Genomic DNA, 13,331 nt, shown 5'->3' with positions numbered 1-13,331 from the left:
TTGGAAAATCATCTGCATTTTCCGATTTAACTCTTTCAGCTCTTTTTTTGATTTTTTGCCGTGCACATTGACGCCGTTAAACAGCACTTCTCCTTCCGTCGCTTCGTACAGCCGGATGATCGTCCGCCCCGTTGTCGACTTGCCGCAGCCCGACTCGCCGACAAGGCCGAACGTTTCACCTTTATAAATGTCAAAGGTGACGCCGTCGACTGCTTTCACCACCTGACCGCGTCCAGCTGGGAAATACTGTTTCAAATTTTTGACCTCAAGCAGCTTTTGTCTAGCCACGCGGTTTTCCTCCTTTCCGGGCGACGATGTCAGCAAACCGTTTCATCCGTTCACGCACGATAGCCGGCGGTTCCACTTTCGGCGCCATTTCATGCAACAGCCATGTCGCCGCATAGTGCGTATCAGACACTTGGAACATCGGCGGCTCGAGCTCATAGTCAATTTTGAGCGCATACGGATTGCGCGGCGCAAACGCATCGCCTTTTGGCGGATTTAACAAATCCGGCGGCGAACCCGGAATCGAATACAGCTCCGTATCTTTATGATCAAGGCTCGGCATCGAGGCCAGCAATCCCCACGTGTACGGATGTTTCGGATTGTAAAAAATTTCATCCACCGTGCCGATCTCCACGATTTTCCCGGCATACATCACGGCCACTCGGTCGGCCATGTTGGCGACGACCCCTAAATCATGGGTGATGAAAATAATCGACATGCCGAGCTTTTTCTGAATGTCTTTCATCAACTCCAAAATTTGCGCCTGAATCGTCACATCAAGCGCTGTCGTCGGTTCATCGGCGATCAAAATTTTCGGATTGCACGCCAAGGCGATGGCGATGACAACACGCTGGCGCATCCCGCCGGAAAATTGGTGCGGGTATTGCTTCATGCGCAGCTCGGCGTTTTTAATGCCGACCAGCTGCAATAGTTCAATCGCCCGTTTGCGCGCTTCATCTTTCGACAGCTTTTGATGCTTTAAAATCGCTTCCATAATTTGTTTCCCAATCGTCATCGTCGGATTGAGCGACGTCATCGGATCTTGGAAAATCATTGAAATTTCCGCACCGCGGATCGATTGCATCTCTTTCTCCGACAGCTTGGTCAAGTCTTTTCCTTCAAATAAAATTTCCCCTTGCTTAATCCGGCTCGGCGGTGTCGGCAACAGGCGCATCAACGCTTTTGAAGTCACTGATTTCCCAGACCCTGACTCGCCGACGATCGCCAGCGTTTCTCCTTTGTACAAATCAAAGGTGACGCCGCGGACGGCCTGCACTTCACCGGCATGAATGTCGAAGGAGATGTGCAAATCGTTCACCTGTAAAATCTTTTCCATTCTTTTCACCCCTTCCGTCCGTTATTTGCGCATTTTCGGGTCGAGCGCATCGCGCAGCCCGTCGGCCACTAAGTTAAAGCTTAAAATGAGCAAGCTGATGACAATCGATGGGATAATAATCAAATGCGGATATGTCTGAATCGACTTAAATCCCTCGCTGACGAGCGAACCGAGCGACGCTTCCGGCGGACGGATGCCAAGACCGATAAAACTTAAAAACGCCTCGGTAAAAATCGCCGTAGGAATCGTAAACATGGTCGTAATAATGATCGGCCCCATCACGTTCGGGATTAAATGTTTAAAAATAAGCCGTGAATTAGACGCCCCGAGCGTCCGTGCGGCCAGCACATATTCCATATTTTTTAGCTTCAATATTTGCCCGCGGACAATGCGCGCCATCGTCGTCCAGCCGGTGATGACCATCGCCAGCGTGATCGAAATAATCCCCGGCTCAAAAATTAAGATAAATAAAATGACGACGATCAAATACGGAATCCCGTTTAAAATTTCGATGATCCGCTGCATCACATTGTCGACCCGGCCGCCATAATAGCCGGAAATGCCGCCATAGGCAATGCCGATGAACAAATCGATCAACGCGGCCAACAAACCGATGTACAGCGAGATGCGCGTGCCATACCATGTTCTCACCCACAGGTCGCGGCCTAAATCGTCGGTGCCAAACCAATAGTACTCTTTCACGCCGCGCTGTTTATATACATCAACGCCATTGGCGTCCTTCCCGTCTAAATTCAGCCAGCTAATATGCTCCAACACCGGAACTTTGGGCGGCAGTTTCGCATGGCTTAAGTTTTGCTCTTTATAGGAACGTTCACTTGCCATTGGGGCAAAAATCGCCAATAACGCTAAAATGATAATCATGGTCAGCCCGGCAATCGCCGCTTTGTTTTCGCGCAGGCGAAGCCAAGCGTCATGCCAAAACGTCAAACTTGGGCGGCTGATTTTTTCCTGCTCGCCGACGTTCGGCGGGGCGGGCTGAAACCATTCCGGTGAAAGCTGGTCGTATTGTTGTTTCGCCATCATTTTTTCCCTCCCGCTAAACGAATGCGTGGGTCGACAATCCCATAGAGAATATCAACGATAAAAATGACAAAAATCAATAACGCCGAATAAAACAACGTAGTGCCCATAATGACAGGGTAGTCGTTCAGCTCGATCGAACGGACAAACTGCTCGCCGAGACCGGGAACGGCAAAAATTTTCTCGATGACGAGCGTTCCCGTCATTAAGTTGACCGCCATCGGTCCGAGAATTGTGATAACTGGAATGAGCGAGTTGCGGATCGCATGCTTGATGATGACCCCCGCATTGCTAATCCCTTTCGCGCGGGCTGTTAAAATATAATCGGATGACAGCACCTCAAGCATTTCCGTACGCATAAAGCGGGCGGTGTTGGCAATGACGCCGACAGACAGCGCCAACGTCGGCATAATCGTATACTTAAACCCTTCCCAAAACGCGACCGGCAGCCATTGCAGTTTAACACCGATGAAATACTGCAGAAATCCGGCCAACACGAACGACGGAACGGAAATCCCGATGACTGCAATGACCGTGGCTGTATAATCTCCCCAACTGTTATGGCGAATAGCCGCCAAAATGCCGAGCACTAAACCGACGAGCGTGCCCAAGACGATCGCCTGGAACCCAAGCTGGGCCGACGGGCCGATCCGGTCGCCGATCAACTCTGTTACCGGCCGGTTGTCATACTGGAACGAAACACCCAAATCTCCTTTTAACAAGTTGCCTAAATATTGAACGTATTGGACAGGCACTGGTTTGTCGAGCCCATATTCTTTCAAAATGATGGCTCGCTGCTCTGGGGTCAATTTTTCTTGGTTTTGCAGCGGCGAACCGGGCAACAGCTTCATCAAAAAGAACGTCACGGTCGCAATAATAAACAGCGTAATCACCATATATACGAGCCGCTGAATCGTATACCGCGCCATGGCTGCACCTCCTCTGTTTATTTCCTGTTTAATACCAATGGTATTTCAATCTTCAAGTTTTTTCGACATTTTTCGCCTTGGCAGGCAAAAGGAGAGTATATGCCCTTGCATATACTCTCCTCCGCACCTCCTAGAGAACGGTTACTCGATATACGCCCATTTATAGCTATAATCTCCACCAAATGAATGAATAACAATGTCTTTTACGTATTCACGTTGCAAATACGCACGGCCGCGTTGATACAGCGGAGCAATTGGCATTTCTTCAAAGAGGATTTTTTCTGCTTTCAACATTGCGTCCCAACGGGCTTGCAAGTCGCCAAGCAGCGTCGTTTTCGCATCTTTAATCAGCTTGTCATATTCAGCATTCGACCAGCCCGTTTGGTTGTGCGGGTTATTTGTCGTCCACAGATCAAGGAACGTCATCGGGTCTTGATAGTCCGGACCCCAGCCAGAGAAGGATAGTTCATACTGCATATTGCTTTCTAGCTCAAGTTTTTGTTTGAACGGCTGTTGTTTAATGTTGACCGTAAGGCCAGGCAAGTTCTTTTCAAGCTGTTCTTTTAAGTATTCGCCGACTTTCTTCGCGACGTCGTNGTCATAGTTTAACAATTCAATAGTGAATTTATCTTTGCCAAGCTCTTTTTTCGCTTGCTCCCACAATTTTTTCGCTTCGTCCACATTGTACGACACTAAATCGCCGTTAGCGTCACGGAAGTCTTTGCCGTCCGGACCGGTGACGAAGTCTTTCGGAACCGCATAGTTGGCCACAACCGAGCCGTTGTTGAACAACGTGTTCACCATCGCCTCTTTATCGATAGCCATCGCGATCGCTTTGCGAGCGTTGACGTTGTTCAACGGTTCTTTCTTCGTGTTCATGCGCAGCCAGAAAATCGATGGTTCAAGATACGTGTGGAAATTTTTGTCTTTTTTATATTTATCAACAAACTCCGCACTTAGGATAACGCGATCCGCTTTTTTCGTGTCGTAAAGGTTTACCATTGTTGCGGTCTCTTTTACGACTTTGACGTTGATTTTTTCCAGCTTGACCGTATCTTTATCCCAGTAGTTCGGGTTTTTCGCATACGTCCAGCCTTGCTCATGCTTCCATTCGCTTAAGACGAACGGGCCGTTGTACAGCGTCGTATTGGCTTCCAAACCGTATTTGTCGCCTTGGGCTTTAACGAATTTTTCGTTTTGCGGCATGAACGTACCGAATACCGTCAAGCTGATGAAATACGGAATCGGGTTTTCAAGCTCGACTTGGAGCGTGTAATTATCGAGAGCTTTGACGCCGAGCTGGTCAACTGGCAATTTGCCCGTATTGACTGCTGCAGCATTTTTAATGTCGTACATAATGTACGCATACTCCGCTTTCGTTTTCGGGTCAAGCACTCGTCTCCATGCGAACACGAAGTCGTGCGCCGTCACCGGATCGCCGTTTGACCATTTCGCATCTTGACGAAGCTTAAACGTATACGTTTTGCCGTCTTCGCTTACCGTGTAGCTTTCCGCTACCCCTGGCACAGGCTTATTGTCTTTCCCTAAACGGTAAAGACCTTCCATGACGTTGTTCAAAACGATGAACGATACTTGGTCCGTAGCGAGCGCCGGATCAAGCGATGGAATCTCTGATGTTTCAAGCAAGTTCAATACTTGCTCTTTCTTCTCGGCTGGCTTTTCGCCGCCTTGGGCATTATCGTCCCCGCCTCCGCCGCACGCCGCTAAAAACGTCGACAGCGCGAGAAGCAGGACGAGGAAGAAAGAGAATCGCTTCTTCACTAAAAAACCCCCCTTAAAATTTATGTAGCGTATTACAAATCTTCTGAACCATTTGATTTCAGAAGATTGTACTTACATCGCTTATTATATCCTGTGTTAGTATATTTGAAAAGGATTTTTTTATTTTCTTAAATAAAAAAATTTCAAACTACTTACAAACGGGATGAGGATCGGATTGCATTTACACCTGCATTGTAACGACTTTTGCCACAATTGTAAACAAAAAATTTCTGCCTACAGAAAAAAGAAAACGCTTACAATATAATTTTTTTGCCCTTCCTTTCAGCTTCGAAGCAAATCTCTCCTGAACTTCCAGGTTTCTTCTATATTTTTCAATATAATTTTGTTAATAATTTTGACAATCTTCCCGCCCACATGATTTATGATAAAATAAGCAGTGAGAAGGGAAAGGCGGGAACAGACGATATGAAACAAACGGCTGTGCGGACTGGATGGCTCGTCGCCGCGATGCTGGCGGCAAGCGCACTCATCGTAATAGGGCAAGGAGCATGGAGTACGGTGGCCTTTATTAACGTTTCGTTTTTGCTCTCCCTTTTGCCTCTGTCGCTTGGCGGGCTTTTGTTTGTTTATGAACGCGGGTTTTTCAGCGGATTCGCATACGGGTTTCGCCGATTGCGCAGGAATCGAACGAAGGTGGAGCGGTATCTTGAGGAAGCGGCAGCAGAACATGAATCGGATGAGCTGCTCGGTCCGCGGCGTTTCGCCATCACGTATCCGCTTCTCTTTTCTGGTCTGCTTCTGTTTCTGGCGATGATTGCCGCCGGATATGCCGTGCAATAAGGTTGCAACAGCTGAATGTTTTCCGTATAATATAAGGCAAATCTAGGATCAACCGAGCGATGAGAAAGAAGAGTACATATTGGCGATGCCTTCAGAGAGCTTGTGGACGGTGCGAACAAGCGGCTAGCCATATGGAATGGGCTTTCGAGCTTCCCGCCGAACCGGCGACGCAGTAGGCGAGGACGTTTCCCCGCGTTACAGGGGGCCATGCGCTAAGCATGGGCTGAGCGATTGCGCTTGTCGGCGCAATAAGTAGGGTGGCACCGCGGTCCTACCGTCCCTATCAGAGGGCTGGCAGGGCCTTTTTTATTTTTTGCTTGAGGGAGTGAAGATCGATGAAAACCATTTTTTCCGGCATTCAGCCAAGCGGCGTCATCACCCTTGGCAACTACATCGGGGCGCTGCGGCAGTTTGTCGAGCTGCAGCATGAATACAACTGCTATTTTTGCATCGTTGACCAACACGCCATTACCGTTTGGCAAGACCCACACGAACTGCGGCAAAACATCCGCCGCCTCGCCGCTTTGTATTTAGCAGTCGGCATCGACCCGACGCAAGCGACGTTGTTCATCCAGTCAGAAGTGCCGGCGCACGCTCAAGCCGCTTGGATGCTGCAGTGCATCGTTTATATCGGCGAACTTGAGCGGATGACGCAATTTAAAGAAAAATCGGCCGGCAAAGAGGCGGTCAGCGCCGGACTGCTCACGTACCCGCCGCTGATGGCCGCTGACATTTTGCTTTATAACACCGACATCGTCCCGGTCGGCGATGATCAAAAGCAGCATATCGAATTGACGCGGGATCTGGCCGAGCGCTTCAACAAACGGTATGGCGAGCTGTTCACGATCCCTGAGGCGCGCATTCCGAAAGTCGGCGCCCGCATCATGTCGCTTGTCGACCCGACGAAAAAAATGAGCAAATCCGACCCCAACCCGAAAGCGTACATCACACTGCTTGACGATGCGAAAACGATCGAGAAGAAGATCAAAAGCGCGGTCACCGACTCGGAAGGAACGATTCGCTACGACAAAGAAGCGAAGCCAGGCATTTCGAACTTGCTCAATATTTATTCGACCCTATCCGGTCAATCGATCGAGGAGTTGGAGCGGCAATACGAAGGAAAAGGATACGGCGTCTTCAAAGCAGACCTCGCTCAAGTCGTCATCGAAACGCTTCGACCGATTCAAGAGCGGTATCACCATTGGATGGAAAGCGAGGAGCTTGACCGCGTGTTGGATGAAGGGGCGGAAAAAGCAAATCGGGTTGCATCGGAAATGGTGCGCAAAATGGAGCAAGCCATGGGGCTCGGGCGGCGGCGGTAAATAGCCGCATCCAGCGAAGCCATACAAAAACGGGCAGGCGCCTATCGCCTTGGCCCGTTTTTTAATTGACTTTTGGTTCTTGCTCCATTTCCCACAGTTTTTCGAAAAATGGCTGCCCTTTGATCAAGTTTTCGCACAGCTGCTCATGCCGTTCGGACCACCCGTATTTCGTCTCGTTATACAATTGTTCCCACGCTTCATCAAAAGACATTTTTTGAATAGCGGCGTATTTTTCCGGCGCCCATTCCGTATACCAATAGCGCATCTGGGCAGCATTTTTTGTCGAATAAAGCTGGTCAAGCGCCATAAACAACAGCTGTTTCAACTGCCGCTCTTTGCGCGTGAGTCCGCACATCAGTTCCGGAGCCGGCGATAAAATGTGGTATTCTTTTTCATACCTCGGCAGCGGATAGTCCCGTTCCTCCGCTTCGGCCGCCATTTCGTAGACGAGTTGTTCCTGACGCGGAATGAGACGGCTTTTGCGAATCGGGATTTGATAACCGATTGTATCGACAGCCAAAACGCCGGCGCCGTCCGTGACAACGAAACAATAGTCCAGCTGAATGCGTTCATGGTTTTTGCGGACATACGCCTTCTGATGTACATCGTCTAGCAGCGGTTTTGGAAGATCGGACAAGCTGTTTTCAATGTAATGAAACAGGGCCGGGGATACTTTTAACAGCGGCACTTGGTCGAGCAGCTCGATTTGATCGTCCTTGCGCCATTCATGGAAATGGCAGACGTTGTATCCGTTCTCTTCTCCTTCAAACCAGTTGACCCAAATGTCGTGCAGATAAAGCATGCGAGACCCCTCACTTCCAGACGTGTTTGTCCATCAGTATAGGCAGAGGGGGAGAATTTTATTCCATTTCGTCCTCTTTTCCCCTCTAGGGGCTGCGGCTTGGAAACGTCAAGCTCCCCCACATCAAAAGAAGGCCAATAGGGAATAAATAACATTCCACCCTTGTCGAAATATAAGATAAGTATTCGCTAAAACCACGCTCTGGAGTGATGATGTTCAAATAGGCGATCACCATCATGCCGCCGACGACTGAAAAACCGAAACCGACCAAATAAAAAAACAGGCGGACCACCGGGCTTTCCCTTCCTTCTTGTCCACGTCCTTGTTCTACATATATGTCGGCGCCATGGACAACATGCCTGTTTGCGCCCGATGCCCCTAAGATTCTTGTGATAACCGGACAGCGGCGGTCGCCATGCGGTTTCGAGCTAAGACGCTCCTTGCTGTTTGCCTGAAAAGCCCGCCAACTCCGCGATGTCTTTCGCTTCCATCTTCATCAATTGGGCGAGCGAATAGCCTCTTTCTAGGCAACGACGGATGATGGCATACCCAACGGCATAGCCCCCCATTTTCGGATGCCATCCAAGCCCGTACAAAATGCGGGAAGTATGCGGATGCGAAACGGGCAAATGTTGGTTCGGGACAATATAACGCCGCCAAAACCGTTCCATCTCCCGATCGGTGTAATACTTCGTCCATCCCGCACACTGCTTGACGCCGACTGTCTCGGCGACGGCATGCTCCGCCAATCCTTCCATAACGACTGCATCCAGCAACGTCGCATCTTCGCCTTCGTTCGGCAACTGCTTGAGACGGCATACATGGTTGTATTCATGCGCCACCAACGCGGCGATCTCCTCGTCGCCATGATCCGGCAGCAAGAAGAAAAACAATTTATCAGCAAACGCCACCCCGCCTTTTCCTTGGAATTCGCGCACAAGCTTCCGGTTTTCGTCATCGGCCGGCAGCAAAAATACCGGAACGTCCGGTCCCTTCCATATCCCCCGTTGCCGTTCATACAAACGGCCAAGACGTTCCCAAAGACGGCGCTCTTTCATCTCCGGCAAAAGCCGCTCGGCCTGCCGAGTGCTTCGGTACATGCCATACAGCCGTAAATAGCTGTAAATCTCACGCGCCGGCATCTTGCCAAAAAGCGGCGCCAACCGTGCGCACAACCGGAGCGGATCGCCTTCATCCTCTTCAAGCCATCGATCGGTCGGAAGCAATCCCATCGCTTTTCCCTCCTTTTCTCTTACGTTATGTCGGCAGGGAAAAGACGGTGAAACAAAACAAAAAAGAGAGCCTGACGCTGAACCGAACCCGCCGTTAGTCACGCGTTTTCAGCTCTGCTCAACCAAGGCTCTCCTTTTCATCCATTACACATATTTTTTAAAAATCAATGTCGCATTATGGCCGCCAAATCCAAATGAGTTGCTTAAGACCGCACGCACGTCTTGCTTGCGCGCTTCATTCGGCACATAGTCGAGGTCGCATTCCGGATCCGGTGTTTCGTAGTTGATCGTCGGCGGAATGATGCCGTCGCGGATCGCCAGCACGGAGAAAATCGCTTCCACCGCGCCGGTCGCCCCGAGCAAATGCCCAGTCATCGACTTCGTCGAGCTGACGGCGAGCTTATAGGCATGATCGCCGAATACTTCTTTGATCGCCGCCGTCTCATACTTATCATTGTACTCGGTGCTCGTGCCGTGGGCGTTGATGTAATCGATCTCCTCCGGCTCCAGGCCAGCGTCATGAAGCGCTTGGCGCATCGCCCGCACGCCGCCTTCGCCGCCCGGAGCCGGCGCGGTGATATGGTACGCATCGGCGGTCGCACCGTAACCGACAATTTCTGCGTAAATCTTCGCGCCGCGGCGCAACGCGTGCTCCAATTCCTCAAGAACAACGATGCCTGCTCCCTCACCCATGACGAAACCGTCGCGGTTTTTGTCAAATGGGCGGCTCGCCGTTTTTGGATCTGGATTGGTTGAAAGAGCCGTATTGGCGCAAAAACCGGCGAACGACATTTTCGTAATCGGCGCTTCCGTCCCGCCGGTGATCATGACATCGGCGTCGCCGCGCTGAATGACTTTAAACGCATCACCGATCGAGTTCGCCCCGGTCGCGCAAGCGGTCACCGTGCACGAATTGATCCCTTTCGCTCCGAGGATGATCGATACTTGCCCAGCGGCCATATCCGGGATCATCATTGGCACGAAAAACGGGCTCACTCGGCGATAACCGCGCTGCTGGAAAATCTCAAACTGCTGTTCAAACGTCTCCATGCCGCCGATGCCAGAACCAATCCAAACNCCGACCCGTTCAGCGTTGCTTTCATTAATGTCGAGATTGGCATCTTTGACCGCCATGAGCGCCGCAGCGACGGCGAATTGGGTAAATCGGTCCATCTTCCGCGCCTCGCGGCGGTCGATAAACAGCGACGGATCGAAGTCTTTCACTTCCGCCGCCACTTTCGCCGGAAAGTCGTCCGGATTGACGCGGGTGACAATGTCGATGCCGGACTGGCCGGCGATAATGTTTTTCCACGTCGTTTCTGCGTCATTCCCAAGCGGGGTGACGGCGCCTATGCCTGTCACGACGACTCGTCTTTTTTCCATCGTTTCCGTCTCTCCTTTTATTTCGATAATATACGTGCCGTTAACGGCCCCAGCGCAAAGCGATCGCGCCCCACGTCAGCCCGCCGCCGAATCCGACCATAATGATGAGATCATCGTCATGGATTTTGCCCGCTTCCAACTCTTCTACAAGCGAAATCGGAATGGATGCGGCCGACGTGTTGCCATATCGACGGATGGTTGTCGATATTTTCTCTTCTGGCAGCTCGAGCCGCTGTCTGGCCGCTTCGACGATGCGAATGTTCGCTTGATGCGGAATGAGAAAGTCGACATCGTCTTTCGTGAGCCCGGCTTTTTCAAGCACACGCACGCTTGATTCTCCCATTTGTCGGACGGCGAACTTGAATACTTCACGGCCGTTCATGACGATATATTCGTCTTTGTATAAATGTTTTCCTCCTGTTCCGTCAGCTCCCAACTCGAAAGATAAAATCCCGCGCCCGGGCGACACCGGACCCATGACGACCGCTCCGGCGCCGTCGCCGAACAGCACCGCCGTGTTGCGGTCGGTCCAATCGGTGATTTTCGATAGTTTGTCTGCCCCCACTACTAATATATACTTGTAGGCGCCTGTGTCAATAAATTGGGCGGCCGTGACCATCCCGTACATAAACCCCGCGCAGGCAGCGCTGATATCAAGCGCAGCGGCGTTGACGGCGCCAAGCCGCTCTTGCAGCATGCAAGCGACCGACGGAAACGGACGGTCCGGAGTGACGGTGGCAACTAAAATGAGATCAATATCCTTCGCCTCCATGCCAGCGTCTTGAAGCGCCCTTTCTGCGGCAAAATACGCCATATGGGACGTATCGATGTCATCCGGAGCGATGCGGCGCTCCTCGATCCCGGTGCGCGTCCGGATCCATTCATCCGATGTATCCATCATTTTTTCCAAATCAAAGTTGGTCAACACTTTTTCCGGCACATAGCGGCCGACCCCGATAATTCCTGCTCCCATATCATTCATCTCCTCTTTCTTTCCCAAAATGGCAAAAAAACGCTCACGCTGACAACCAAACTTGAATGTACAATCAGTCTACATCACCAATTATTATTACTTGGTACTAATTTTAGCCGAAAGAGCGTGGATGCGCAATAGAAAACGAAAGTTGAACCAGCGCTTTCCGTACCCCTAAGGCATTTGTCCAAACCGCTTTTTCCCTTCTGCCATACAATACAAATACGAGCAACCATCGCATGAAAGGGAGGATCGCCCATGGCCAACGGCGAAGCACAAGAACAACATCGCGAACGGCAAGACAGTTTTTCCCGCCTAATGTTCGGATCTTTTCCTTCTCGCGCAACCGGCGAGCGCGAAGATCAAGGGAGCGGGGCAGAACCGCCTTTACTGCCGAACATCGATTTCATGAAGCTGTTTGAAAACGTCAATACGCTAGCCGACTCATTGCAACAATTAAAACCGCTCGTGAAAAAGATCACCTCGCTCGTCGACTTATTGAAAAAATAGCAGACGCACCGGTCGATGCGTCTGCCCTTGTCGTTTACGGGAGTTCATTGTATTGGCAGAAAAATTGCCCGATTTGTCGAGCCAGTTGGCGCCGTTTCTCCGGCAGCTCGTAAACGACGCGCACCCGGTTGTTTGTCGTTTTCATCCATTGTTCATATTTACGGCTATGCAAGGCGGATGGATACGGGCTCACTCCGGCCAGCTGCCAAATCGTCACCGGAACGTCATCAGGACTGAGAAAGAGGGACGGAACAGCCTCGGGCACCTCCTCTTCTTTCAAGCCATAGGCAGTCGCGATTTCCCTCACCATCCGCCGGTACACGAATGGATGTTCCTGTTCATAGTCAAGCTGGGCGCGAACATCAAGGCAAGGGTTGATCATGGCGACGGCGCGGATTTGACTTGGCATGGCGCCAAGCAGTTGCAAGGCAACGAGCGCGCCCATTCCTTCGGCAACGATATAGATGCGCTGGTTCACAATTTCGCTTTTCAACACCGAGTAAATGAGTTGGCGCGCCAGCCGGACCGCTTTCGGACTTCCCCAATGCCGGCCGTACAAATGGGACGAAAAGACCGTATACCCACGTTCCAACCAATCTTCCAGCCATTGGCGCCGCCCCGGATGCTCGAGCCAAAAACTCGTCTGTTCGTTCACAAAATGGTCGCCGTCGCCCATTAAAAAAAGGGCAAACCCATTTGGGCGCTCCGGCACGTGAACGATGCACCATTGCTCATCGAGTTGAAAAAACCGCCGTTGTCCTGCCATCGTTTCCATTCACCCTTGTTTGGCAATGCATAATGGTACAGTATACGATATGCGCGGCCAAAAAAAACGTCCGGGTATATGCCTACGTGACAAATTGTGATAAGATAAGAAAAGGAATGACGAGAAGATGGGAGGAACAAAGATGCGCTTGTTTTGGACGTTTTTTTGGACGTTTTTGCTCGTGCAAATGGCAACGTACGTCATGGGCTCGATGCAAGGGATCGGCTATGATTTCGCAACCGGCGCCTTGCTTGGCGTGATCGTGACGATCTTAGTCTTCGTGATTGCAGCCTTGATTCCGGACGAGCCGGCCGGGGATCACCATCATTGATCATTCGCTTCATAAGACAACGCCTTGGGGTGAAAGTCCCAAGGCGTTGTTTTTTGTCATCTTTAACCGAGAATCCTCCCACTTCAACACCTATATAATAGATGCAATTTGAAGCTT

15 protein-coding genes, 2 pseudogenes and 1 other annotated feature are annotated in these 13,331 nt (G+C 50.8%); of the genes and pseudogenes, 4 read left to right on the top strand and 13 right to left on the bottom strand.

The genetic code is table 11. The features are described from left to right. The 6 genes and pseudogenes from VU18_RS19060 to VU18_RS03435 all read right to left on the bottom strand — a co-directional run. Nucleotides 1-288, bottom strand: a 288-nt coding sequence (locus tag VU18_RS19060; protein WP_236687266.1) for an ABC transporter ATP-binding protein, incomplete at its 3' end; no start/stop codon positions are given. Next, nucleotides 281-1,342, bottom strand: coding sequence for an ABC transporter ATP-binding protein (locus VU18_RS03450; RefSeq protein WP_014195173.1), 1,062 nt, complete (start codon nucleotides 1,340-1,342; stop codon nucleotides 281-283). The genes VU18_RS03450 and VU18_RS19060, both read right to left, overlap by 8 nt. 21 nt (nucleotides 1,343-1,363) lie before the next feature. Then, nucleotides 1,364-2,386 carry an oligopeptide ABC transporter permease gene (gene opp3C / locus VU18_RS03445; RefSeq protein WP_014195172.1) on the bottom strand — a complete coding sequence of 341 codons (1,023 nt, stop codon included), beginning with the start codon at nucleotides 2,384-2,386 and terminating at the stop codon, nucleotides 1,364-1,366. Then, nucleotides 2,383-3,312 carry an oligopeptide ABC transporter permease gene (gene opp3b / locus VU18_RS03440; protein ID WP_014195171.1) on the bottom strand — a complete coding sequence of 310 codons (930 nt, stop codon included), beginning with the start codon at nucleotides 3,310-3,312 and terminating at the stop codon, nucleotides 2,383-2,385. Before opp3b ends, opp3C begins: the two co-directional genes overlap by 4 nt. 141 nt (nucleotides 3,313-3,453) lie before the next feature. Then, nucleotides 3,454-3,908: pseudogene (locus tag VU18_RS19055) on the bottom strand (ABC transporter substrate-binding protein); the annotation flags it as partial. Nucleotide 3,909: 1 nt separating this feature from the next. Continuing rightward, nucleotides 3,910-5,094: peptide ABC transporter substrate-binding protein (locus VU18_RS03435; protein WP_236687265.1), on the bottom strand; the 1,185-nt coding region annotated here is incomplete at its 3' end. Nucleotides 5,095-5,520: 426 nt separating this feature from the next. Here VU18_RS03435 and VU18_RS03430 point away from each other — a divergent pair. After that, the gene (locus VU18_RS03430; protein ID WP_011230311.1) at nucleotides 5,521-5,895 is read left to right on the top strand and encodes a DUF3899 domain-containing protein; all 375 of its coding nucleotides are present in this window, start codon (nucleotides 5,521-5,523) and stop codon (nucleotides 5,893-5,895) included. Nucleotides 5,896-5,945: 50 nt separating this feature from the next. Next, nucleotides 5,946-6,180 (top strand) — a binding site (T-box leader). A gap of 50 nt (nucleotides 6,181-6,230) precedes the next feature. Next, the gene (gene trpS, locus VU18_RS03425) at nucleotides 6,231-7,217 is read left to right on the top strand and encodes a tryptophan--tRNA ligase (RefSeq protein ID WP_013146076.1); all 987 of its coding nucleotides are present in this window, start codon (nucleotides 6,231-6,233) and stop codon (nucleotides 7,215-7,217) included. 61 nt (nucleotides 7,218-7,278) lie between these two features. Here the strand turns inward: trpS and VU18_RS03420 are convergent, their stop codons facing one another. The 6 genes and pseudogenes from VU18_RS03420 to VU18_RS03400 all read right to left on the bottom strand — a co-directional run bounded on the left by VU18_RS03420 (nucleotide 7,279) and on the right by VU18_RS03400 (nucleotide 11,607). Continuing rightward, nucleotides 7,279-8,019, bottom strand: coding sequence for a YjbA family protein (locus tag VU18_RS03420; protein ID WP_014195169.1), 741 nt, complete (start codon nucleotides 8,017-8,019; stop codon nucleotides 7,279-7,281). A gap of 85 nt (nucleotides 8,020-8,104) precedes the next feature. After that, the gene (locus VU18_RS03415) at nucleotides 8,105-8,311 is read right to left on the bottom strand and encodes a hypothetical protein (RefSeq protein ID WP_011230308.1); all 207 of its coding nucleotides are present in this window, start codon (nucleotides 8,309-8,311) and stop codon (nucleotides 8,105-8,107) included. Nucleotides 8,312-8,447: 136 nt separating this feature from the next. Further along, the gene (locus VU18_RS03410) at nucleotides 8,448-9,251 is read right to left on the bottom strand and encodes a DUF2268 domain-containing protein (RefSeq protein ID WP_011230307.1); all 804 of its coding nucleotides are present in this window, start codon (nucleotides 9,249-9,251) and stop codon (nucleotides 8,448-8,450) included. A gap of 144 nt (nucleotides 9,252-9,395) precedes the next feature. Next, nucleotides 9,396-10,328: pseudogene (fabF, locus tag VU18_RS03405) on the bottom strand (beta-ketoacyl-ACP synthase II); the annotation flags it as partial. A 1-nt stretch (nucleotide 10,329) separates the two neighbouring features. Further along, nucleotides 10,330-10,634: beta-ketoacyl synthase N-terminal-like domain-containing protein (locus VU18_RS19050; RefSeq protein WP_304413645.1), on the bottom strand; the 305-nt coding region annotated here is incomplete at its 3' end. A 40-nt stretch (nucleotides 10,635-10,674) separates the two neighbouring features. Continuing rightward, complete coding sequence (locus VU18_RS03400; protein ID WP_014195167.1) at nucleotides 10,675-11,607, bottom strand: beta-ketoacyl-ACP synthase III; 933 nt, start codon at nucleotides 11,605-11,607, stop codon at nucleotides 10,675-10,677. A 258-nt stretch (nucleotides 11,608-11,865) separates the two neighbouring features. Here VU18_RS03400 and VU18_RS03395 point away from each other — a divergent pair, with 258 nt between their 5' ends. Next, entirely contained in the window at nucleotides 11,866-12,117 is a 252-nt protein-coding gene (locus tag VU18_RS03395) for a hypothetical protein (RefSeq protein ID WP_047757648.1), read from the top strand. Nucleotides 12,118-12,151: 34 nt separating this feature from the next. On the opposite strand, the gene VU18_RS03390 is transcribed toward VU18_RS03395, so the two are convergent. Beyond that, nucleotides 12,152-12,892: an alpha/beta hydrolase gene (locus VU18_RS03390; RefSeq protein WP_047757647.1), complete on the bottom strand. Its 741-nt coding sequence runs from the start codon at nucleotides 12,890-12,892 to the stop codon at nucleotides 12,152-12,154. 133 nt (nucleotides 12,893-13,025) lie between these two features. Here VU18_RS03390 and VU18_RS03385 point away from each other — a divergent pair, with 133 nt between their 5' ends. Beyond that, complete coding sequence (locus VU18_RS03385; RefSeq protein WP_025039308.1) at nucleotides 13,026-13,214, top strand: YjzD family protein; 189 nt, start codon at nucleotides 13,026-13,028, stop codon at nucleotides 13,212-13,214. Nucleotides 13,215-13,331: the final 117 nt, after the last annotated feature.

This window comes from Geobacillus sp. ZGt-1, assembly GCF_001026865.1.
GTDB classification, from domain to species: Bacteria; Bacillota; Bacilli; order Bacillales; family Anoxybacillaceae; genus Geobacillus; species Geobacillus thermoleovorans.
This window is presented reverse-complemented; position numbering and strand designations above follow the sequence as displayed.

Coding starts and splice junctions, on each gene's coding strand:
- VU18_RS03450 (WP_014195173.1), bottom strand. CDS start 1,342: ATGGAAAAGATTTTACAGGTGAACGATTTGCACATCTCCTTCGACATT.
- opp3C (WP_014195172.1), bottom strand. CDS start 2,386: ATGATGGCGAAACAACAATACGACCAGCTTTCACCGGAATGGTTTCAG.
- opp3b (WP_014195171.1), bottom strand. CDS start 3,312: ATGGCGCGGTATACGATTCAGCGGCTCGTATATATGGTGATTACGCTG.
- VU18_RS03430 (WP_011230311.1), top strand. CDS start 5,521: ATGAAACAAACGGCTGTGCGGACTGGATGGCTCGTCGCCGCGATGCTG.
- trpS (WP_013146076.1), top strand. CDS start 6,231: ATGAAAACCATTTTTTCCGGCATTCAGCCAAGCGGCGTCATCACCCTT.
- VU18_RS03420 (WP_014195169.1), bottom strand. CDS start 8,019: ATGCTTTATCTGCACGACATTTGGGTCAACTGGTTTGAAGGAGAAGAG.
- VU18_RS03410 (WP_011230307.1), bottom strand. CDS start 9,251: ATGGGATTGCTTCCGACCGATCGATGGCTTGAAGAGGATGAAGGCGAT.
- VU18_RS03400 (WP_014195167.1), bottom strand. CDS start 11,607: ATGGGAGCAGGAATTATCGGGGTCGGCCGCTATGTGCCGGAAAAAGTG.
- VU18_RS03395 (WP_047757648.1), top strand. CDS start 11,866: ATGGCCAACGGCGAAGCACAAGAACAACATCGCGAACGGCAAGACAGT.
- VU18_RS03390 (WP_047757647.1), bottom strand. CDS start 12,892: ATGGAAACGATGGCAGGACAACGGCGGTTTTTTCAACTCGATGAGCAA.
- VU18_RS03385 (WP_025039308.1), top strand. CDS start 13,026: ATGCGCTTGTTTTGGACGTTTTTTTGGACGTTTTTGCTCGTGCAAATG.